This is a genomic window from Chelatococcus sp. YT9, from assembly GCF_018398315.1.
Lineage (GTDB): Bacteria > Pseudomonadota > Alphaproteobacteria > Rhizobiales > Beijerinckiaceae > Chelatococcus.
In genome coordinates this window covers 2,448,201-2,470,076 of the sequence record NZ_JAHBRW010000001.1, presented here as the reverse complement: position 1 = coordinate 2,470,076, position 21,876 = coordinate 2,448,201, and the positions used below count along the sequence as shown (strand labels likewise).

Annotated in this window: 17 protein-coding genes; 9 read left to right on the top strand and 8 right to left on the bottom strand. The window is 62.4% G+C overall.

The window, feature by feature from the left end; translation table 11 throughout:
* Positions 1 to 69 precede the first annotated feature (69 nt).
* The 6 genes from KIO76_RS11215 to KIO76_RS11190 form a co-directional block, all read right to left on the bottom strand.
* The gene (locus KIO76_RS11215; protein WP_213323347.1) at positions 70 to 1,869 is read right to left on the bottom strand and encodes a TadE/TadG family type IV pilus assembly protein; all 1,800 of its coding nucleotides are present in this window, start codon (positions 1,867 to 1,869) and stop codon (positions 70 to 72) included.
* A gap of 191 nt (positions 1,870 to 2,060) precedes the next feature.
* Positions 2,061 to 3,383, bottom strand: coding sequence for an adenylate/guanylate cyclase domain-containing protein (locus tag KIO76_RS11210; protein WP_349629374.1), 1,323 nt, complete (start codon positions 3,381 to 3,383; stop codon positions 2,061 to 2,063).
* 262 nt (positions 3,384 to 3,645) lie between these two features.
* A complete protein-coding gene (locus KIO76_RS11205) occupies positions 3,646 to 3,933 on the bottom strand; it encodes an HlyU family transcriptional regulator (protein ID WP_213323346.1) in 288 nt (95 codons plus the stop codon).
* 109 nt (positions 3,934 to 4,042) lie between these two features.
* Positions 4,043 to 6,031 carry an RNA polymerase sigma factor RpoD gene (gene rpoD, locus KIO76_RS11200; protein ID WP_213323345.1) on the bottom strand — a complete coding sequence of 663 codons (1,989 nt, stop codon included), beginning with the start codon at positions 6,029 to 6,031 and terminating at the stop codon, positions 4,043 to 4,045.
* A gap of 258 nt (positions 6,032 to 6,289) precedes the next feature.
* Positions 6,290 to 8,212, bottom strand: a complete 1,923-nt coding sequence (gene dnaG, locus KIO76_RS11195; protein ID WP_213325222.1) for a DNA primase — start codon at positions 8,210 to 8,212, stop codon at positions 6,290 to 6,292.
* 433 nt (positions 8,213 to 8,645) lie between these two features.
* A complete protein-coding gene (locus tag KIO76_RS11190) occupies positions 8,646 to 9,110 on the bottom strand; it encodes a GatB/YqeY domain-containing protein (RefSeq protein ID WP_213323344.1) in 465 nt (154 codons plus the stop codon).
* A gap of 180 nt (positions 9,111 to 9,290) precedes the next feature.
* On the opposite strand from KIO76_RS11190, the gene carA reads away from it, so the two are divergent.
* From carA to KIO76_RS11175, 3 genes are all read left to right on the top strand, one after another.
* On the top strand, positions 9,291 to 10,529 hold the full coding sequence (gene carA / locus KIO76_RS11185; protein ID WP_213323343.1) for a glutamine-hydrolyzing carbamoyl-phosphate synthase small subunit: 1,239 nt from the start codon (positions 9,291 to 9,293) through the stop codon (positions 10,527 to 10,529).
* 98 nt (positions 10,530 to 10,627) lie between these two features.
* Positions 10,628 to 11,143 carry a cupin domain-containing protein gene (locus KIO76_RS11180; RefSeq protein WP_213323342.1) on the top strand — a complete coding sequence of 172 codons (516 nt, stop codon included), beginning with the start codon at positions 10,628 to 10,630 and terminating at the stop codon, positions 11,141 to 11,143.
* Between the two features lie 39 nt (positions 11,144 to 11,182).
* Positions 11,183 to 11,920, top strand: a complete 738-nt coding sequence (locus tag KIO76_RS11175; protein WP_213323341.1) for a class I SAM-dependent methyltransferase — start codon at positions 11,183 to 11,185, stop codon at positions 11,918 to 11,920.
* A 154-nt stretch (positions 11,921 to 12,074) separates the two neighbouring features.
* Here KIO76_RS11175 and KIO76_RS11170 read toward each other — a convergent pair whose 3' ends face one another.
* Complete coding sequence (locus tag KIO76_RS11170) at positions 12,075 to 12,497, bottom strand: GtrA family protein (RefSeq protein ID WP_213323340.1); 423 nt, start codon at positions 12,495 to 12,497, stop codon at positions 12,075 to 12,077.
* Between the two features lie 442 nt (positions 12,498 to 12,939).
* Between KIO76_RS11170 and carB the strand changes: the two genes are divergently transcribed.
* The 3 genes from carB to KIO76_RS11155 all read left to right on the top strand — a co-directional run bounded on the left by carB (position 12,940) and on the right by KIO76_RS11155 (position 17,517).
* Entirely contained in the window at positions 12,940 to 16,272 is a 3,333-nt protein-coding gene (gene carB / locus KIO76_RS11165) for a carbamoyl-phosphate synthase large subunit (protein ID WP_213323339.1), read from the top strand.
* A 150-nt stretch (positions 16,273 to 16,422) separates the two neighbouring features.
* Entirely contained in the window at positions 16,423 to 16,896 is a 474-nt protein-coding gene (gene greA, locus KIO76_RS11160; protein WP_213323338.1) for a transcription elongation factor GreA, read from the top strand.
* Positions 16,897 to 16,986: 90 nt separating this feature from the next.
* Positions 16,987 to 17,517 (top strand): hypothetical protein, encoded by a 531-nt coding sequence (locus tag KIO76_RS11155; protein WP_213323337.1) that lies wholly within the window; start codon positions 16,987 to 16,989, stop codon positions 17,515 to 17,517.
* Positions 17,518 to 17,521: 4 nt separating this feature from the next.
* On the opposite strand, the gene KIO76_RS11150 is transcribed toward KIO76_RS11155, so the two are convergent.
* Positions 17,522 to 18,001, bottom strand: a complete 480-nt coding sequence (locus KIO76_RS11150) for an Lrp/AsnC family transcriptional regulator (protein ID WP_213323336.1) — start codon at positions 17,999 to 18,001, stop codon at positions 17,522 to 17,524.
* 113 nt (positions 18,002 to 18,114) lie between these two features.
* Between KIO76_RS11150 and KIO76_RS11145 the strand changes: the two genes are divergently transcribed.
* From KIO76_RS11145 to KIO76_RS11135, 3 genes are all read left to right on the top strand, one after another.
* A complete protein-coding gene (locus KIO76_RS11145; protein WP_349629373.1) occupies positions 18,115 to 19,089 on the top strand; it encodes a mitochondrial fission ELM1 family protein in 975 nt (324 codons plus the stop codon).
* Between the two features lie 64 nt (positions 19,090 to 19,153).
* Positions 19,154 to 20,119, top strand: coding sequence for a thioredoxin-disulfide reductase (gene trxB / locus KIO76_RS11140; RefSeq protein ID WP_213325220.1), 966 nt, complete (start codon positions 19,154 to 19,156; stop codon positions 20,117 to 20,119).
* A gap of 51 nt (positions 20,120 to 20,170) precedes the next feature.
* Positions 20,171 to 21,061: a LysR family transcriptional regulator gene (locus tag KIO76_RS11135; RefSeq protein ID WP_213323335.1), complete on the top strand. Its 891-nt coding sequence runs from the start codon at positions 20,171 to 20,173 to the stop codon at positions 21,059 to 21,061.
* The last annotated feature ends 815 nt before the right edge of the window (positions 21,062 to 21,876 follow it).

The window sequence follows — 21,876 nt, the reverse complement described above, 5'->3', positions numbered from 1 at the left end:
TGCCTATCCATTCATCACGGTGGACCCCGCTAGAGGCCGAGGATCAGGCCCGGGGCAATTTCCGCTCGCCTATTGTGCGAGGCGCAGGCTTCCGAGCTGCCGCGCGATATTGTTGAAGATCTCCACGATATCGGCGCTGTCGGTGGCGATGTAGGTCAGCTTCTGGGTGCCGCTGGAATCCGCGGACGCACAGTCGCGAAGCAACGTCTTACCCTGGGCGTCGATATCGGATCCGGTATCGAAGCCAATGGTGTAGACGATGAGCCCTGCAGCCTTGGCATTGTTGCAGGCCTCGAGAGTCTTCGCGTCCATCGCGTTGCGGGCAGCCTGGGTTGTCGTCAGGCCTGAAGCAATGCGGTTGTTCGTGTAGAAGCCGAAGGGCGAGTAGTATGAGTCGTTGTGGTTGTTGGCTTGCAGCCACTGATTGTTTCCGTCGGTCATCATGATGATGATCTTACGGTTTCTGCGCTCCGTATAAGCCTTTCCATCCGCGAACGGCGCGCGCGGGCTGAGGGTGCGCCAGCCCCACATGAAGCCCTCGACAAGATTGGTCCCGCCATCCGCCACCATCTGGTTGATCTTGGTCTTGAGGCTCGAAGCATTATTCGTCAGACGCGTCAGCGCCTGGGAGGAACACAGATAGTTCGGGCCGTCGCCACCGCTCAGAACCTTCGCCGACCTATACTTGCAAAGCTTGTTCTGGGCCTTCACATACTCGCCGGCCGCCGTCTGATTGCTCGAGCCCTTGCAAGCGTTGGCAGTATTGTCGTTCAGGTAGCTGTTGAGATAGGTCCAGGTGGTCGTCGTTTTTCCCGACGTGAACCGATAGTTGGAACCGTTGTTGGCGTCGGGCTCATCCGGCCAGAACTGGGGAACGAACAAGGTATTGAAATCCGCCTGGCTCACGGGGGAGGTCACCGGCGGGGTATCTGTCGTGCCGATGGCGCCGGGCCGCATCTCGAAGCAGCCACCCCAGCCATAGCTTGATTTAACGGCCGCAAGCTCGGCGAAAAGATCAAAGCGCGACTGTGGTGGCCAGGTCGCGGACTCGGTGCGCGGATTGCTGGGCCGCCCCTCGAAGATGTTCGATGGCCAGTGGATTTCGGAGCGACCCGCCGTGTCGGTGTACATGCTGGGCACCTGCCCGCCGGTGTTGACGGAGAGATTGAAGGGCACCAGCGCGATCTTCGTGCGGTTGACGGCCTGCGGCGTCGAGAACATGGCGTCCACGAGCTTGATGGCCGCCGCTTTCGTCGCCTGCATCTTATTCTGCGACCCGGCATTGCTCGACATTGAGCCGGAATTGTCGATTACGAGTGCGATCTCGTATTCCACGTCGGACGCGATGGTCCGCGACAGGGTGCTGACCGTCATCGCCTCGCCGCCAGAGCTCACGATGCTCATGACCATCGGTTCATAACCTGCCGAGCTGACCACCGTCACATCACCGCGATCCGCGCTGATCGTAATGGAGTCGATACGGACGTCCCGCCCGCCCATGCTGCTGATGGCGGAAGCCATGGCCGCACGCAGGAAGTTCTCCGCCATGGCCCTGAGCTCGGCATCTGTCTTCTGGCCGGCGAAAGGCGCTATGGCAAGGGTCGCGGCATCAGTCGCCTGCTGCAGCTTCGTGCGCAAGGTCGCGGCTCGCGCATAGTCCACGGCCGCCCCCGCAGCGAGCAAAATCGGCAGGAGCATGAACGCGAACCAGAGCACGATATTGGCGTTATCGGCGCGCCCGAACGCCTGAGCTTTCGCCAGAACGCTCCGCATGCCGCGCCGCGGGAGACTGGCCGCCGCGAAACGCCGCGCGGTCGACCCGCGCCTGTCCCTGTTCCCGCCCCCGTGGGCAGAACCGCGATTGCTCATTGGACGCTCCCAAACATGCAATCCGGACAGGCTACAGGCAGAGTGTAAATTCGAGGTTCACCTCAAAGTTGTACGTTTCAATAAAATCTATCAGTAGATGCAACGGTTCAGTTGCATCGACGAAGCACAGATCGCCAGCATGTGCCTCCGCGGGGAGGATAGCTCGGTCGCAGAGTGCGTCAGTGAGGCATCTAGGGCGAGTAGATCTCGAACGTGCCGTCGAGCCCATCGAGTTCGAAGAAGCCGAGGCTGCGGGGATCGGCCCACAAATGCTCAACAAAGGGCCGCGAGAGAAGGAGAGGTTCGCCCAGCACCTTGTTGAGCCCGGCCATGCGGCTCGTGAGATTGACGTCGCGGCCGACGACAGTGAAATCCAGCCGCTGGCCGGAGCCCACATTGCCGTAAGCCGCCTCGCCATGGTGCAAGGCGATGCCCGCTTTCAGGGGCACGCCAGCCACACCCGACGCATTGGCGGCATCGATGCGGGCCAGCGCGTCAAGCGCAGCTGTAAGCGCGGACTGGGCAGCGGCCCCGGTGTCGTCGCCCCTGTCTCGAAAAATCGCCAGGAGCCCGTCGCCGAGATACTTGAGCACCTCTCCACCTTCTGCCTCGATCGGCGGCACAAGACAGTCGAAATACACATTGAGCAGGCTGACCACGTCTTCGGGGTGCATGCTCGACGTGAGCCGCGTATAACTACGCATGTCAGCGAACAGGATAGCGGAGCGAATACGGCTGACCTGCCCGCGCCGGACATCCCCCGAGAGCACGCGCTGATGCGGCTCATCGCCGATATAGACCCTGAGGATCTGGTCGAGCGTCGCATAACCGGCGCGGATCTCCATCGCCGCAGCCAGCGCGGGAACGATGCCTTCAAGAAAGGTGCGGTGGGACTTGGAAAACCCCTCGCTTGACTTTGTCGCGAAGGAGATTCCGTTCTCGTCACCATTGGCGAAGAAAACTGGAAAGCAGCTGTAGCCGACATAGCCCTCGGCCTTCAGCTCCGGAATGATGCCGAAACGGTCATCCGGCGTTTCGCGCAGATCCAGGAACAAGGGCTCGCGAGTCTGATGCACATGGTAGAAAGGGCTGCGCTCGTAAGTGCCGTCCGCATTACCCGAATAGGGAAAGGCCTTCTGCTCGCTGTCGCCCCCCTTCAGCCACACGCTGGTGACCGCCGCATGCTCCGAATGCAGAGTTTCGGTGGTCATCGATGCGCGATCGATCGGCACGCCTGCTGCATTGAGCTGCTCGGCAAGCGTTGTCAGCAGTGACGTCTGGTCTTTTTTCTCTCGTGCCTCAGTGAGAAGCCAGTCGCGGATCGAAATCATCGATCGCAGCCCGTCGAGGGACAACCCCTTGAGCGAGTTCTGGATCGACGTGATCGTCGCAGCCGCGTCCGAGGCGGCCGGCTCTATGAAAATAGGCGCGGGAGGCGCCGGCGCACCAACGTCTGCCAACATGGGCTTGATCCCATTGCTATCGGCGTCGGAGAGGGACGTGTCTTCGGTCATGCGCGCATTCATGTGGGCATGCCTTTCTTCGACTGCAATCCATCGCGAAAAAAAGACGCATACAACCCTGCGAGACCGCGCAGGGTCGTCCCCGTCTCATTGATTTGTTCTCATTATGTTCACTGCGGGAAGACCCGTCAAGGCAACATCAGCTCTGATCCAAAGCCGGATTTAGCCCCATGAACAAGTGAGACAATCGTGGGAAGCAAGCGCTCTGAGTGCGCTTCAGGCTACTTCATGAAAGGCTTCAAAGCCATCCCGATCAACGGAACAACCCCTCGCCCTGTTCATCGATGATCTGCCTGCCCTTGGCGAGCGCGAACTCCGCCGCTTCGTCGGCGGAGGTGAACCGGTCGGCGCGGATGAAGTTCTGCTCGCGCAGAACGCCATCACTTTCCTTCTGGATCACGCCGGCGGTCTGGTACTGCCCCTCAGATTGAAAGGGTTCCGCGCGAATGAGAAAGCCCTTGTGCTCCAAGGTCTTCAACGTCTTGGGCGCAGCCGGTTCACTGGAGGAGCGACGCGAGAAGAGAGATTTCAAAAACGACATGGGTCCATTCCTCTCCGTTCAGGCGCCAGGGCTAACCGTCCTGATGCGACCAGGCAACACTACGTGCCTCAGGCGGCTGCGTGGGCGAGCCGGAGCCCACCCCCGCGGACTAATTGTCGAGGAAGCTTCTAAGCTTCCGCGACCTTGAGGGATGCTTCAGCTTTCTCAGGGCCTTAGCCTCGATCTGGCGAATACGCTCGCGAGTTACCGAGAACTGCTGGCCCACTTCCTCGAGGGTGTGGTCCGTATTCATGCCGATACCGAAGCGCATGCGCAGTACGCGCTCTTCACGGGGCGTGAGCGAGGCGAGGACGCGCGTTGTCGTCTCACGCAGGTTCGACTGGATCGCCGCATCAATCGGCAGGATTGCCATCTTGTCCTCGATGAAGTCACCGAGGTGGCTGTCTTCCTCGTCACCGATCGGCGTCTCGAGCGAGATCGGCTCCTTGGCGATCTTCAGAACCTTGCGCACCTTCTCCAGCGGCATGGCGAGCTTTTCCGCCAGTTCCTCCGGGGTAGGCTCACGACCGATCTCGTGCAGCATCTGGCGCGACGTGCGGACGATCTTGTTGATCGTCTCGATCATATGCACCGGAATGCGGATGGTGCGGGCCTGATCGGCGATCGAACGGGTGATCGCCTGCCGGATCCACCAGGTCGCATAGGTCGAGAACTTGTAGCCGCGCCGATACTCGAACTTGTCCACGGCCTTCATCAGGCCGATGTTGCCCTCCTGGATGAGATCCAGGAACTGCAGACCGCGGTTCGTATATTTCTTGGCGATCGAGATCACGAGCCGGAGGTTCGCCTCGATCATCTCCTTCTTGGCCTGCCGGGCTTCCTTCTCGCCCTTCTGAACCATCGAGACGATCTTGCGGAACTCCAGAATCTCAAGGCCGGTCTCGGACGAGAGCGTCTGGATCTCCTGACGGAACTCGCGGATGCGGTCCTTCTCATTGGCGACGAACTCGCGCCAGCCGCGCGTGCCGAGCTTGGAGACGCGGAGAATCCACTTCGGATCGAGCTCAGAGCCCTGATGCTGCTTGAGGAAGTCCTCGCGCGACACGCCATAGCTCTCCGACAGACGCATCAATCGACCCTCGAGGCCAATCAAGCGCTTGTTGATGTCGTAGAGCTGCTCAACGAGCGAATCGATTCGATTCTGGTTCAGCGAAAGGGATTTGACATCGACAATGATGTCTTCCTTGAGCTTCTTGTACTTCCGCTCCTGCGATGGCGACAGCTTCAGATTCTGCAGGCGGTTCTCGATGTCCTGGTCCTGCAGGCGGCGCAGCTTCTTGTAGTTCTCTGCCACGGCATCGAAGGTCAACAGCACCTTCGGCTTCAGCTCCGCTTCCATGGCCGACAGGGAGACGTTGTTCTCCATGTCGTCCTCGTCCATGTCCCCTTCGGGCATGGCCGGCTCGGACGCCATCTCGGGCTCGGCGGCTTCTTCCTCGCCTTCGCCATCGGTCTGCGGGCCCACCTTGCCGTCGGGGCCGGCATAGGTCGCCTCGAGATCGATGATGTCGCGCAGCAGCACCTTGGCTTCGACGAGTTCGTCGCGCCAGATGATGATGGCTTGGAACGTCAACGGGCTCTCGCAGAGGCCAGCGATCATGGCTTCGCGGCCCGCCTCGATGCGCTTGGCGATCGCGATTTCGCCCTCGCGCGACAGAAGCTCGACCGAGCCCATCTCGCGCAGATACATGCGAACGGGATCGTCCGTGCGCTCGGCCGGCTCGCTCGCCTTCTCAACCTTGACAGGAACTGAGGACCGGGCCTGCTCGACGATCTCGCCGCCGTCGGCCTCTTCCTCTTCGCTCTCGCCTTCATTGTTTGAATCGTCGGCTTCCTCCGATTCGATGACGTTGATGCCCATCTCGTTAAGCTGGGCGAGCACGTCCTCAATCTGCTCGGAGGAAAATTCCTCCGACGGGAGAACCTCGTTCAACTCGTCATAAGTTACATAGCCGCGCTTCTTGGCGACCTTGATCATGCGCTTGACAGCGCCATCGCTGAGATCGAGCAACGGGCCGTCAGCTTGCGGCTCTGCGACTTCCTGGTTGTCTTCCCGCTCGGTCGTCTTCGTCGCCATGTTCCATGCTCCACTCGCACACAGCCTATCGCGTCAGCCATATGCGCTCATAGACAAAAAGGCAGCATGAGCCCCGACGCTCAGCCACCCGTCTCATTCTTCATTCAAGCGCGTGACCGCTTGACTAACCGTTAACCAACCCCCGGTCTCGGCAAGCCGAACCGAAAATCTCGAAAACTGCGGCGCCGCGCGCCCACACGCCATCAAACAACTCCGCCGCCCAAACCCGCCGCTCATCGCGGGCGGTTCCAGGAGGGTTCAGATCTTCTTTGCCGCCTCCCGGTCGGCCTCTGCTCCGTCGAGCGAGGTCAACTGGGTGCGCACCTCCGTCAACCACGCGAGGTTCGCCTCGCTTTCATCGTCGGCAAGCGCACGTTCGGCAGCCTTCAATTCGCTATGTAGCGTGAATGCGCGCCGATGCAAGATCAGTGCTTGCCGCAATATCTCCTCGACAGCCGACAAATCGGCATCGCGGTCAAAGGCCCAGACATCCCCGTGACGCACCACCACACGCAGCCGCTCGGCTGCCAGCGCGACCTCCTGCGGAAGCGAATCGGACGGCAGCACCCCATCCATCGCCAAGGCTTCCCTGTCGATCAGGCAGGCTCGCAGCCGTAGCGCATCTGCATTGGCAAAATCAAGTGACGTTACGTCCTCACCGTACCGGTGCATCAATTCGGGATGGGCAAGAAGCGTCAACACGATCAATGCTTCACGCGGCGCCCCGGCGCTCGTGGCGGCGAACAGCGGGTGCCGGGCGAGGCTCGGGCTGGCACGTAGCGGCCCGCTGCCAGGCCGCTGTCGCGCATCCCGCCCGCCACGGCCATTCCTGGCGAAATTCTGTCCGCCATAGCCGGGACCGCGCCCTTGCTGGAAAGATCCCTGTTGGTAGCCCTGCCCGCGTCCGCCGGATTGTGGCAGCAGCTGTCGAAGCCGCTGGCTGATCTCCGCCCGGTAATGGCGCCGCAGGTCTTCGTCACGAATGCCGTTGAGCAGTCCGAACAGCCGCTTCTCCAGCGCCGCTCGACGCTCGGGCGTATCGAGGGAGGCAGCTTCTACCTCCCGCATCCAGAGCAGGTCGACGAGTGGCTGCGCGTTATCCAGCACTCTCGCGATGGCCGGGGCGCCGCCGCTACGGGCGAGATCATCCGGATCCTGTCCCTCAGGCAGCAGTGCGAAACGCAGCGATTGGCCCGCGACGAGATGCGGCAAGGCCACATCTATGGCGCGATAGGCCGCGCGCCGCCCCGCCCCATCGCCATCGAAACAAAGGATCGGCTCCGGTGCCATGCGCCATAGCAAATTGAGCTGTTCCTCGGTCAAGGCTGTGCCGAGCGGCGCCACCGTATGCGGAAAGCCCGCCATGGTCATGGCGATCACGTCGACATAGCCCTCGACGACAACGACCGTGCCCTTGTCATGCGCAGCCTTGCGGGCCGCCTGGTGGTTGTAGAGCACGTGGCCCTTATGGAAGAGCGGCGTCTCTGAGGAGTTGAGATACTTGGCCGGCGCATCCGCGCTCATTGCGCGGCCGCCGAAGGCGATCACCCTCCCCCGCATGTCGGTGATCGGGAAAATGATGCGGTCGCGGAAGCGGTCGTGCGGGATGGTCACATCCTCGCGATTGACCAGAAGTCCGGCCTCGATCATCGCATCTGCGTCAACCCCTTGGCCAGCGAGATGCTCACGCAGTGCGAATCGGTCGGGCAAGGCGTAGCCGAGACGGAACCGCGCGCGCGCCTCGCGGCCAAGCCCCCGCCCCTCCAGATAGCGTAAGGCCTGCGCGCCTTCCTTCTTGGCCAGATTGGCCTCGAAGAATTGCGTCGCCATGTCCATGATCTCATGCAGGCCGCGACGGCGCTCCTCCTCGGCCTGCGCCTCGTGCGAGATCTTCGGCAGCGTGACGCCGGCATCCGCCGCCAGCCGCTCCACCGCTTCCGGAAACGCCAGCCCCTCGGTCTCCATCAGGAAGGTGAAGATGTCGCCGTGCTTGCCCGAGGAAAAGCAGTGATAGAAACCCTTGTGATCATTGACATAAAAAGACGGCGTCTTCTCCGCGTTGAAGGGAGACAGCCCCTTCCATTCGCGGCCGGCCTTGGTCAGCCGCACGCGTCGGCCGACGACCGCCGTGACCGGCAGCCGTGCCCGAATTTCTTCGAGAATCGAGGGCGGAAAACGCATGATCACCGAAGGATGGTCCCCGACCGCGGCCAAAGCAAGGGCGGCGGCATCGCGACGCTCTTACGTAGGGAAGACGCGATCAAGGCGCGGGAAAGTTATCCCCTGTTGAGCGGCTTATCCCGCCCGTCCACAGGAGCCATCGTGCCCACACTCGCGTTCTCCCTCTCTCCTGCGGGGAGAGGGGCGGGTGAGGGTTGATGGTTTGCTGGCGGGCGTTCCCACCTCACGCGCGCCTGCAGCGCGACCGCTGCCGACCATGGAGAGGTAAGCGGTGGCAACCGTCGTGCGTCATCCCCGGCGATCGGCGAAGCCGGTCGGGGGGTCTACGAACGCTGTCGATCCTCACTGATCATAACCGGCGTTCATGGACCCTCTTCCCGGCGCTGCCACCGAGGATGACACCCGCTGTCGAGCATGACGGGCAAGAAGCGCCTCAGGCGCCCGACAGCTTGGCCTTCACCGCGGCACTCGCCTTGGCGAAATCCATGCGGCCGGCATAGGCGCCCTTGAGATGCGCGACGACCTTGCCCATGTCCTTGATGCTGGCTGCACCTGTCTGGGCAACGGCCGCATCAATGGCAGCGGCGACCTCGGCCTCGTCGAGTTGCTTCGGGAGGAAGGAGGAGATCACGGCGATTTCTGCATTCTCCTGGTCGGCAAGCTCCGTGCGGCCGGCCTCGCTGTAGATGGCGGCCGATTCCTGGCGCTGCTTGATCTCCTTCTGGAGCATGGAGAGGATCTCATCGTCGCTGGCGGTGCCCTTCCCCGCCCCGCGTGCCTCGATGTCCTTGTCCTTCAGCTTGGCCTGGATCAGGCGCACCGCCGACAAGCGGGTCTTGTCGCCTGCCTTCATGGCGTCTTTCATGGCCGCGGTGAAGCTTTCGCGCAAAGTGGACATCGCCAGGGCATCCTTTGTTTCTCCATTCGCAGCTTACACAGGGCGTGACGAATGGAGCGTTGACGTGTATGTCGTTCGTTCATTAAACGACGACAAATGTGACGCGCGGGCGGCCTTCGGGCTTTTTGGCCCGCCTTTTCCATGCCCGCACGCCGGGCTGATCGAGGGCTTAAACGGAACATGGCGACGCTGCAAGACGATGCTGACCGCGGCCTCCACTCCGGCGCGCAATCCGTTGCCGGCTGGACCGAGCCGCGCTCGACCGCGCTGCTGGTGCTGGCGGATGGCACGGTACTGGAAGGCTTCGGGCTAGGGGCCACGGGCGAGGCACCTGGCGAGGTCTGCTTCAACACAGCCATGACCGGCTATCAGGAAATTCTCACGGATCCCTCCTACGCCGGCCAGATCATCACTTTTACCTTCCCGCATATCGGCAATGTCGGCGTCAACGATGAGGACATCGAGACGGTCAACATGGCCGCCTCTTCGGGAGTGCGCGGGGTCGTCGTCCATGCGGACGTGACCTCACCCGCCAATTGGCGCGCGAGCCGTCATCTCGACCAGTGGCTGAAGGCGCGCGGCATCGTTGGCCTTTCCGGAATCGACACCCGGGCGCTGACCGCGTTCATCCGCGATAAGGGCATGCCAAATGCCATCATAGCCCATGATCCCGACGGCAATTTCGACATCGACGCCCTCAAGGCGAAGGCCGCCGCAGTGCCTTCCATGGACGGGCTCGATCTGGTGCCGCTGGTCGGCACCACCCAGCGTTACGAGTGGGACGAGACGCCCTGGACGCTGGACAACGGCTATGGCCGCCGCGAAGGCGAGGCCAAGTACCATGTCGTCGCGATCGACTACGGCGTGAAACGCAACATTCTGCGTCTCCTCGCCGAGCGCGACTGCAAGGTGACGGTCATGCCGGCGACGGCCTCCGCCGAGGACATCCTTGCGCTGAACCCGGATGGCGTGTTCCTCGCCAACGGCCCCGGCGATCCGGCCGCGACGGGCCAGTATTCGGTCCCCGTAATCCGCAGGATCCTCGACGAGAAGCTGCCGACCTTCGGCATCTGCCTCGGCCACCAGATGCTCGGGCTCGCCATCGGCGCCAAGACCGCCAAGATGCACCAGGGCCATCATGGCGCGAACCACCCCGTGAAGGACGAGACGACCGGCAAGGTCGAGATCGTCTCGATGAACCACGGCTTCGCGGTGGATCGCGACAGCCTGCCGGCCAACGCGGTGGAGACCCATGTATCGCTGTTCGACGGCTCGAACTGCGGCATCGCCTTGACGGACCGTCCGGCCTTCTCGGTGCAGCACCATCCCGAGGCTTCGCCCGGTCCACAGGACAGCCACTACCTGTTCGATCGCTTCGTCGCGCTCATCGAGAGCGAGAAGAAGGCCAGGCAGACTTAGACGACGCCCATCCTGAACCAACGGCGGCGTTCTTCGTTGTTCCCGAGCCGGATGCTTCGTCCGGTTCCATCGGGAAGGACAATCGGGGAGCCGCCGCCATGGGACACGATCCAGCAACCGAGCCGCAAAGCTTCACCTTCAGCGGTGATGGCCGGGTTCCGAATAACGGGTTGCCGCTCCTCCTTTATCGGAAGGCCGCTCGTCTTGATCTCGATGATCCGGCCGGCAGGCTCGAAGATCTTTTCACCGGCAACGGCTGGACGGATAGCTGGCGGAACGGGATTTTCCCCTATCATCACTATCATTCCCTCACCCACGAAGTGCTCGGCATTGCGCAGGGGCACGGCCGTGTGAGGTTCGGTGGGGAGAACGGCCAGGATTTCGACGTGAATGCGGGCGATGTCGTCGTCATTCCCGCCGGTGTTGGGCACATGTGCATCGAAGCGTCCGAGGACTTCCTCGTCGTCGGCGCCTATCCGCCTGGTTGCGGCTACGACCTGATCAAAGCCGACCCCGCCGCCTATGAGGCCGCCCGCACGCGAATCGCCAAGGTGCCAAAGCCGGGAACAGACCCGTTGACGGGCACAAAAGGCGGCTTGCTCGATGCATGGTGACGGGCCACAGTGCTTGCCGCTAATCGCGGGTGCAAGCTCATGACCTGGACCGATTTCTGGAATTCCGATACGCCGATCTATGTCAATGAGCGCCACAAGCTTCTGCACTATCGCCTGATCGCGCGGGACATCATCAAACTTCTGCCGTCCCGCGAGGCGCGCGTGCTCGATTACGGCTGCGGAGAAGCCCTTGCAGCGGCCACGATCGCGGCACAATGCCGGACACTCACTCTCGTCGACGCCGCCCCTCGGGTCCGCGATAAGCTCAGCGAGCGCTTCGCCGCCAGCACGAACATCCATGTCGCTTCTCCCGAGGATATCGCCGTGCTACCCGCCGGTTCGTTCGATCTGGTGATCATCAACTCGGTCCTGCAGTATTTGAAGAAGGATGAGGCAGCGTCAGTCTTCGCCACATTGCGTGACAAGTTGGCGCCGAATGGTCGCCTCGTGCTGGCCGATATTCTGCAACCCGGTGTGAGCCCGCTGACTGACGTGAAGGCGCTGCTTGGCTTCGGATGGACTGGCGGATTTCTGGGCGCCGCCTGTCTGGGGCTGGTCCGCACCGCCTTGTCGGACTACCGGAAGCTGCGCGGGCAGCTCGGTCTGACCCATTACAGCGAGGGCGAGATCATCGCGGCGCTTGCCGCCGCAGGCTTTTCCGCCCGACGGCAACGCCCGAATATCGGCCACAACCAGGATCGCATGCTGATTATCGCCGAGCCGAACCCGGCAGCAGCGGCCGCGGCAGCGCGAGTAGCGACGGCTGTAGCAGGGTGAGACGCGGGGCGCTGATCTCCTCCCGTGGGGGGAGGGCGACCTTGCGTCACCGAGGTCGGGTGGGGTTGCGCGCTGGAGACAATGCGACCCTGGCCAGCCGAGATTTCCGTCGGACCAGCTTCAGGTGGCTCCCACCCGACGGCTGCGACGCCCCTCACACCGGCCCGGCCCCGAAAGTCCAGAGTTTGTTGCCGAGGAAATTCCAGACAAGCACGATGCCGGTCGTCACGACCTGCGCCGGCAGATAAGGCAACGCGAACTGATGGATGAAGACATACATCAGCGCGAAGGTGAGCCCGAAACCGCCGCTCGCCACGACGGCGAAACGCCAGCTCGCCTCGCGATGGGGGCGCCTACTCGCGAAGGTCATGCTGCGGTTGAGAATGTAGGACACGATGCCCCCGGCGATGAAGCCGATGAGCGTGGCGGGCACCGGTGGCAGTCCGAAATGCTCGACCAGGCCGATCAGGGTGCCGAAATGCGCGACCGCGGCAAGAAGGCCGACAACGACGAAGCTCCCGACCTGGCGGGAGAGATCGGCAGCGTGACGGGCGATGAAGGACGGACGATCGCTCATGAGGTCTCTTCGGCGCGCACCTTCAGCCCAGTCATCACGGCACATGGCGCGTAACCTTGCCATATCGCCTCGGCTACCGCTTTGCCAATCGCCTTTCCCGTCAAGCGCACGTAAGAACCGCCGAGGATTACCAATGCATGTGTGCGATGCATCACCAGACGCCTTTAGGGCTTCCTTTGCCGCGCGAGCCCGTGTAAACGACAGCTTCAGCCGACGTTATTCTCGAACTTTGCGGTCCGCGCGCTCATCCTGGCCAAACGTGTCCCGGGATGTGCGGAGGCGGATCGCGCTGCCACGCCGGGTGTAGGCCCTACGGACGACGGGCAACCGTTCTTCGCGTTGAGCCGCACACTCAGATATAAGAAGCGCTCATGCTGTCGCCTGACCTCTTCCAGGCCTCGCGACAGCACGGGTTCACGAGCCAGGACAATACCGGACGACCATGCCCAAACGCACCGATATCTCCACGATCCTCATCATCGGCGCGGGTCCGATTGTCATCGGACAAGCCTGTGAGTTCGACTATTCAGGCACCCAGGCCTGCAAGACGTTGAAGGCCGAGGGGTATCGAATCGTTCTGGTCAACTCCAATCCGGCGACGATCATGACCGATCCCGATCTCGCCGATGCCACCTATGTCGAGCCGATTACCCCGGAGATCGTAGCGAAGATCATCGAGAAGGAACGCAACGCCATTCCTGGCGGCTTCGCCCTCCTGCCGACCATGGGCGGCCAGACGGCGCTGAACTGCGCTCTCTCGCTGCGGAAGATGGGCGTCCTCGAGAAATTCGATGTCGAGATGATCGGCGCCACGGCGGAGGCGATCGACAAGGCCGAGGATCGCGAGCTGTTTCGTGAGGCGATGACCAAGATCGGCCTCGATACGCCTCGCTCGCATCACATCAAGACCCTCCCCCAGGCGCTCGAAGCCCTTGACGACATCGGCCTGCCGGCGATCATCCGCCCCTCCTTCACCATGGGCGGCACGGGCGGCGGCATCGCCTACAACAAGGGCGAGTTCATCGACATCGTCGAGCGCGGCATCGACGCCTCCCCCACCAGCGAGGTGCTCATCGAGGAAAGCGTCCTCGGCTGGAAGGAGTATGAGATGGAAGTCGTCCGCGACAAGGCGGACAACTGCATCATCGTGTGCTCCATCGAGAATATCGACCCGATGGGCGTTCATACGGGCGATAGCATCACGGTCGCCCCGGCACTGACGCTGACCGACAAGGAATACCAGATCATGCGCGACGCCTCGCTGGCGGTGCTGCGCGAGATCGGCGTCGAGACCGGCGGCTCCAACGTGCAGTTCGCGGTCAACCCCGCCAACGGCCGCATGATCGTGATCGAGATGAACCCGCGCGTGTCGCGCTCCTCGGCGCTTGCCTCGAAGGCCACGGGGTTTCCCATCGCCAAGGTCGCCGCCAAGCTCGCCGTCGGCTACACGCTTGACGAGATCGCCAACGACATCACCGGCGGTGCCACGCCCGCCTCTTTCGAACCCTCGATCGACTACGTGGTGACCAAGATCCCGCGCTTCGCCTTCGAGAAGTTTCCTGGCGCCGAGCCGACCCTGACGACCGCGATGAAATCGGTTGGCGAGGCGATGGCGATCGGCCGCACGTTCCAGGAATCCCTTCAGAAGGCTCTACGTTCTCTCGAAACCGGCCTGACGGGCCTTGACGAGATCGAGATACCGGGGCTCGGCCAGGGCGACGATCGCAACGCGATCAAGGCAGCTCTCGGCACCCCAACGCCCGACCGTCTGCTGATCGTGGCCCAGGCCATCCGTCTGGGTGTGGACCTCAAGCAGATCCACGACACGTGCCGCATCGACCCGTGGTTCCTGGAACAACTGGCGGAGTTGATGGAAACCGAAGCCCGGGTCCGCGCCCATGGGCTGCCGACCACCCCGCGCGCTTTCCGCAAACTGAAGGCGCAGGGTTTTTCAGACGCGCGCCTTGCTGTGCTCGCTGGCCAAACGGAGGCCGAAGTCAAGACCGCACGCCGCGGTCTCGGCATTCGCCCGGTCTTCAAGCGCATCGACACCTGCGCCGCGGAGTTCGCGTCGCCGACCGCTTACATGTATTCGACCTACGCCGCGCCCTTCGCTGGCACGCCGGCGGATGAGGCTCTGCCGAGCAACCGCGACAAGGTGATCATTCTGGGCGGCGGGCCGAACCGCATCGGCCAAGGCATCGAGTTCGACTATTGCTGCTGTCATGCGGCCTTCGCTCTGAAGGACGCCGGCTACGAGACCATCATGGTCAACTGCAACCCGGAGACTGTGTCGACCGACTACGACACCTCGGACCGTCTCTATTTCGAGCCGCTGACCGCCGAGGACGTGCTCGAAATCATCGACACCGAGCGCGAGGCCGGGCGGCTGCATGGCGTCATCGTGCAGTTCGGCGGCCAGACTCCGCTGAAACTCGCCGGCGCGCTGGAAGCGGAAAAAGTGCCGATCTTGGGAACTTCGCCTGACATGATCGACCTCGCGGAAGACCGTGATCGGTTCAAGCGCCTGCTCGACCGGCTTGGCCTGAAACAGCCGAAGAACGGCATCGCCTATTCCGTGGAACAGGCCCGCCTTGTCGCCGCGGAAGTCGGCCTGCCGCTCGTCGTGCGCCCGTCCTACGTGCTCGGTGGCCGTGCGATGGCCATCATCCGCGACGAGGACGCGCTGTCGAGCTATCTGCTCGACAGCCTGCCCGCGCTTGTGCCGCATGACATCAAGGCCCGTTATCCCAACGACAAGACCGGCCAGATCAACACGCTACTCGGCAAGAACCCGCTCCTGTTCGATCGCTACCTCTCGGATGCCATCGAGGTCGACGTCGATGCGCTGTCAGATCGCCGGGGCGTCTATATCGCCGGCATTATGGAGCACATCGAGGAAGCGGGCATTCATTCGGGGGACAGCGCCTGCGCCCTGCCGCCGCACTCGCTCGATTCGAACCTCCTCTCCGAACTCGAGCGCCAGACAAAGGCGCTCGCGCTCGCGCTCGAAGTCGGCGGCCTGATGAACGTGCAATACGCCATCAAGGATGGCGCGATCTACGTGCTTGAGGTGAACCCACGCGCGTCGCGGACGGTACCTTTCGTCGCCAAGGTCATCGGTGAGCCCATCGCCAAGATCGCGGCGCGCGTCATGGCGGGCGAAGCCCTCGAGGTCTTCAACCTCAAGCCTAAGAAGCTGGAGCACATCGGGGTGAAGGAAGCGGTGTTCCCGTTCGCGCGCTTCCCCGGCGTCGACGTGCTGCTCGGGCCGGAGATGCGCTCGACCGGCGAGGTCATCGGCCTTGATCGGTCATTTGGCGTCGCCTTCGCCAAGAGCCAGCTCGGCGGTGGAACCAAGGTGCCGACCTCGGGCACGGTCTTCGTCTCGGTGAAGGATGTGGACAAGGAACGCATCCTGCCGACCGTGAAGCTCCTCACCGGCCTCGGCTTCAAGATCGTCGCGACCTCCGGCACGCAACGCTTTCTTGAGGATAAGGGCATCGTGGCGACGAGCATCAACAAGGTTCTCGAGGGGCGCCCACACGTCGTCGACGCCATCAAGAACGGCGGCATTCAGCTGGTCTTCAACACCACGGAAGGCGCCCAGGCTCTCTCGGATTCACGTTCGCTGCGTCGGGCCGCCCTCTTGCATAAGGTACCTTACTATACCACTCTTGCAGGCGCTGCCGCTGCCGCCGAGGGGATCAAGGCCTATCTCGATGGCGAACTGGAGGTGCGTGCATTGCAGGATTATTGGCCAGCCCGCAGTTGACCGACCGCCAATCGCGGCAAACAGAGTTTTCATTAATCCCGTCGCATCCCCGGTAGCCTAATATCCCGACCTGGAACCCCGGGTTCGGACCACCCCACGCAAGCGGTGGGGACGGCCGGGGGGCGACGTTGTATTGCGAGAGAAGGACGAATGGAGAAGATCCCGATGACCGCGGCGGGCTACGCTGCACTGGAGGCGGAGCTCAAGCAGCGCCAGCAGGAAGAGCGCCCGCGCATCATCCAGGCGATCGCAGAAGCGCGCGCGTTGGGCGATCTGTCTGAGAATGCCGAGTATCATGCGGCCAAGGAAGCCCAGGGGCTCAACGAAGGCCGCGTCCAGGAGCTCGAAGGCCTGATTTCTCGCGCTGATATCATCGATGTCAGCAAGCTCGACGGCGAGAGCGTGAAGTTCGGCGCGACGGTCACGCTCGTCGATGAGGACACCGAGGAAGAGCGGGTCTATCAGATCGTGGGTGAGCCCGAGGCAGACGTGCGCCGCGGCAAGATGTCGATCACGTCCCCTGTTGCTCGCGCGCTCATCGGCAAATCCGTGGGCGACACGGTCGAGGTCAATACGCCCGGCGGTGGCAAGTCCTACGAGATCGTCAAAGTCGCCTTCATCTAGCGCCTCGTGCGCCACAGAGTGAACGGTTCTGCGCTGAAGCGAACCGCGAGCCTGGACTTCGCGTTGAATGAGTGAGCAGGAGGGATCGTCATGGGTAGCGTATCACGTCGCACCGCCGCCGCCGGCATACTGGCAGCCCTCGCTCTGGCAGCTTGCGTGTCGAAAGGTGACGTCAGCCTTCCTGCCAATGTCGCCGCGACGTTGCAATATTCCACCATCGACGTGAATGTCTCCGCGTTGCAGGCCAAGGGGCTGCCCGAGTGGGCGGCCATCATCCAGCAGGCTACGACCGCCCAACTCACCAAGGAGTTCGCGGATCGGCGAACGACCGCCAAGAACGGCGCGACGTTGCAGGTCGTCATCACCGGCGTGACGCTGACGAGCTATGTTGGGGGCGACGGCGGTGATCTGCCCATGGATGGCGGCAGCTCGAACGACTATCTCGAAGGCGATGCTTTCGTTATCTCATCCACGGGCGAGACCCTCGCCAAGCAACACATTCTCCTCGCCTTGCCGGCAGAGGAAGCTGGCGCCTGGTACCTGCCGAATATTGATCAGTTGCGGCTTGTGAGCCTGTCCAAGAACTTCGCCCGGTGGGTGAAGAGCTACTTCCACAACTGACGCTTCACACCATTTCCTTGTCCGGAAAAGGCATGATCGGCGCATCCTTGACCTGATCAAGGGTGACGGCCGTGCGCACATTGCGCACATTGGGCAACCCGGTCAGTTCCAGAACAAAGGATTGGAAGGACTTGAGGTCCGGCGCGACACATTTCAGGAGATAGTCGATATCGCCGGACAGGGTCCAGCACTCCCGCACCAGCGGCCAGGCACGTATACGCGCTTCAAACTGGGCGAGATCGTTCTCGGCCTGACTTGCAAGATGGACCATCGCAAAGCAGGTCACCTCGTAGCCAAGCTGTCTTTCGTCAAGAATGGCGCGATAGCCCTTGATGAGCCCGGCTTCCTCGAGTGCGCGCACCCGCCTGAGGCAGGGAGGAGCGGACAGACCCGCGCGCTTAGCAAGCTCGACGTTCGTTATGCGTCCTTCGGACTGCAACTCCGCCAGGATTTTCCAGTCAGTATCGTCCAAAGTGAAACGCAAGGGGAAACCATCCCTTCCCGCAGGTGCGAAGGCTGTGTAGACCGATGAGCAGACTGACACAAGCGCGGCTGTCGGGCGATAGCCGACCATGCGCAGCCTAACCGGAGCCTGTCGTGATTCTGCCGGCTGATACAACGTCATGGGTGGTGACGGATGGCAAGATCGGCGACGAAGGACAGTGCCTCGCGATCGCAGAAGCGCTGGGCCTTACCCCCTCCGTTCGGCGGGTCGCGCCGCGCCCGCCGTTCTCCTGGGCGATGCCCTATGGACCGATCGATCCCCGCGAGGCACCATCGCGCCCCGGAAGCCCCATCGCGCCTCCGTTTCCTGACATTCTGATCGCCTCCGGCCGGCGCGCTATCGCCTATGTCAGGCATGTGAAACGCGCGTCGCGCGGCCGCACCTTCACCGTGATCCTCAAGGACCCGCGCACCGGCGCCGGTGCCGCCGATCTCATCTGGGTGCCGGCACATGATAGCCTGCGCGGCGAGAACGTGATCGCCACGCTCACAAGCCCGCATCGCATCACGACCGAACGCCTTGCCGCCGTGCGCGCAGCCCCACCCCGCTTTCTCGCGGACCTGACCGAACCGCGTGCCGCGGTGCTCGTGGGTGGCGACAGCCGGCACCACCGCTTCACAGCCGAGGACATCAGCCGTTTTGCCGATCTTCTCGGCGAGCTCGCCGCATCGGGCGTATCCCTCATGGTTACCCTGTCGCGACGGACGCCCCCTGCCCTCGCCGAGGCGGTCACGAAGATCGTCGCGCGGGCCAGGGGCTACATCTGGGATGGCCAAGGGGATAATCCCTATATAGCGCTGCTGGCGCTCGCCGATTCGGTCGTGGTGACAGCCGATTCGGCGAATATGGTCGCGGAAGCGGCGGTCACGGGAGTGCCGATCCTGGTTTATGAACCCTCTGGGGGCCACCGGAAGATTAAAGCGTTGCTGGAAGGCCTCACGTCCGCAGGAGCTGTGCGTCCTTTCGCCGGAAGGCTTGAACTGGGAGCATACCTACCATTAAATTCAACCGTGACTATAGCGGATGCGATCGTTGCTGCTTTCAAGCGGTATCGTTCAAATTTGTAACCCTTCTCGCGCCCTTCAGGCCGCACCCGCAGACAGCGTGTTGGGCTGCTGCGTTCTGGACCGGATCATGAGCCACACGCATAGTAAAGTTTTGATCGTCGGCTCCGGGCCGGCAGGCTATACGGCTGCGATCTATGCAGCGCGGGCAATGCTTGAGCCGGTATTGGTCACGGGACTGCAGCAGGGCGGGCAGCTTACGATCACGACGGATGTCGAGAACTATCCCGGCTTCGCGGATGTCATTCAGGGCCCGTGGCTCGTGGAACAGATGCGCCTTCAGGCAGAGCATGTCGGCACCAAGCTGATCAACGACCATGTTTCTTCGATCGACCTCAGCCGCCGGCCCTTCCAGGTCAAGGGCGACGGTGGCGACACCTATTCGGCGGACGCGCTGATCATCGCAACGGGTGCACAGGCCCGCTGGCTCGGCCTCCCGTCAGAGCAGAAATTTCAGGGTTTCGGCGTGTCAGCTTGCGCCACCTGCGACGGCTTTTTCTTCCGCAACAAGTCGGTCATCGTGGTTGGCGGCGGAAATACGGCTGTCGAGGAAGCGCTCTATCTCGCGCAGATCGCCGCGAAGGTCACGCTGGTGCATCGTCGTGACAGCCTGCGCGCCGAGCGGATTCTCCAGCAGCGGCTGTTCGAGCATCCACGCATCGAGGCCGTCTGGAACAGCGAGCTGCACGAAATTCGCGGCAATGAGGCGCCGCTGAACGTGACCGGTGTGCGCCTGCGCAATGTCCACACGGGCGAAGTCACCGAGCATGACACAGACGGCGTGTTCATCGCGATCGGCCACAAGCCCGCAAGCGAGCTCGTCGTTGGCCAGCTCGAGCTGACCCCCTCCGGCTATATTCGCACCGTGCCCGGTTCTACGGCGACGTCGGTACCAGGCGTGTTCGCTGCCGGAGACGTGACGGACGAAGTTTTCCGGCAAGCGGTTACAGCCGCGGGCCTCGGCTGCATGGCCGCGCTCGAGGCCGAGCGCTGGCTTGTCACGCGCGAAGCCGACCTTCGGGCGGCCGAATGATCACGCTCGATGACATCACAGTGATAACGAAGAAACGCCCGGGGGGCGGCCGTGGATTGGGACAAAGTTCGTATCTTCTATACCGTTGCCGAAGCGGGGAGCTTTACCCGGGCCGGCGATGATCTCGGCCTCAGCCAGTCTGCCGTCAGCCGGCAGGTCAGCGCTCTAGAGCGAGAGCTGAAGGCACCCCTGTTTCACCGCCATGCCCGCGGCCTCATCCTGACCGAGCAGGGCGAGCTTCTATTCCGTGCCGCGCGCGATATGACCATGCGGCTGGATTCCACCCGCGCCCGCCTCGCCGAATCCCGCGAACGGCCCTCCGGCAATCTGCGCGTCACGACGACGCTGGGCCTCGGCTCGCATTGGCTGACGCCGCGCCTCGGCGAATTCCTGGACCTTTACCCCGACGTGCGCGTGGAACTCATCCTGACCGATGAAGAGCTCGACCTCTCCATGCGCGAGGCCGACGTTGCTATCCGTCTGCGCCAGCCGGTGCAGGGGGATCTGATCCAGCGGCGGCTGTTCACCGTGCATTTCCACGTCTATGCGTCCACGGAGTATCTCAAGCGCTTCGGCCAGCCGGACAAGCTCGCCGATCTCGACAGTCACCGCATCCTGACATTCGGCGGCGCCATACCGCATTACCTCCTTGCCGCCCACTGGCTCGCGACGGCGGGTCGTGATGTCAAGGATCCGCGTGCTTATCACCTCGTGGTCAACAATATCACCGCGCTCAAGAAGGCGACGGAAAAGGGCTCCGGAATCGCCGTTCTTCCCGACTATCTCGTCGAGCCCGGACTCGGCCTCGTGCAGATCCTGACCGACGTCGAGATGCCATCCCTCGATAGCTACCTCGTCTTTCCGGAGGAAATGAAGAACGTGGCGCGCGTGCAGGTTTTCCGCGACTTCCTGATCAGCAAGGCCCAGCGCTGGACCTACTGATCGAGCAGCTTTGCAGGCGGGATGCCTAACCGCAGACTGTTGCGGTTTCGCATCCGAAATACCGCGTCATTACGCCGTCGGCGGCAGGCCCTGAGCGGGAACCCTTGAACACGACAGAAGCCAAGAGGGTGCCTGACCAACCCGTGGTTTTGGCAAATCCGTGCTCGCTGACGGGGCCGGATGACTCCTAGATCGTTTCGAGACGCAGCAGCTCGTCCGGCACATCTACATGCCTAAAAAATCAGCAGGTTGCGTCGCGCAATCGATCCATGCATCAGAGGGCAGACGTGGGTGCATCCCTCGCACCCTCACCGAAACAATGGGACGAGCCCAACAATCGGAATGTGCACCTCTCGTATGGACGCTAGATCGAATATTCCCCAAGCGATTCGCGGTATCAAAATACCAATTGCGTCTAATATGGACTGGTTTTAGCGTTAAACGCTGCTCCGAGAGAGAACCTCGTTAAATTTTTTTGAGCGGAGTCAACGCTTTCTTACCCTCGGACGCAGCCGCGCTCCGAATCCCGTAACGATCTAAAATAATTACATTTTCCGGCGCGCCTCGTCGCATGAAGGGCAAGCTTATGCCGGGATAAGGGAGACTTACCGACTAAATATGCGGCAACTGCATAGCAGTCATGCCACATGTTGCATTGCAAAAAGGCAGAAACTCAATCATATTGATCGTGGCTGAAGACGTTGGGCTCCGCACCACCTCCCGGCGTAGAGCTTGTTTTCGGCCGTTCCCCTCTGGAAGTGTTCTGACTACGGTCAGACATTAACTCGGGCCGGATTTCCCTAGCGGAGATCCGG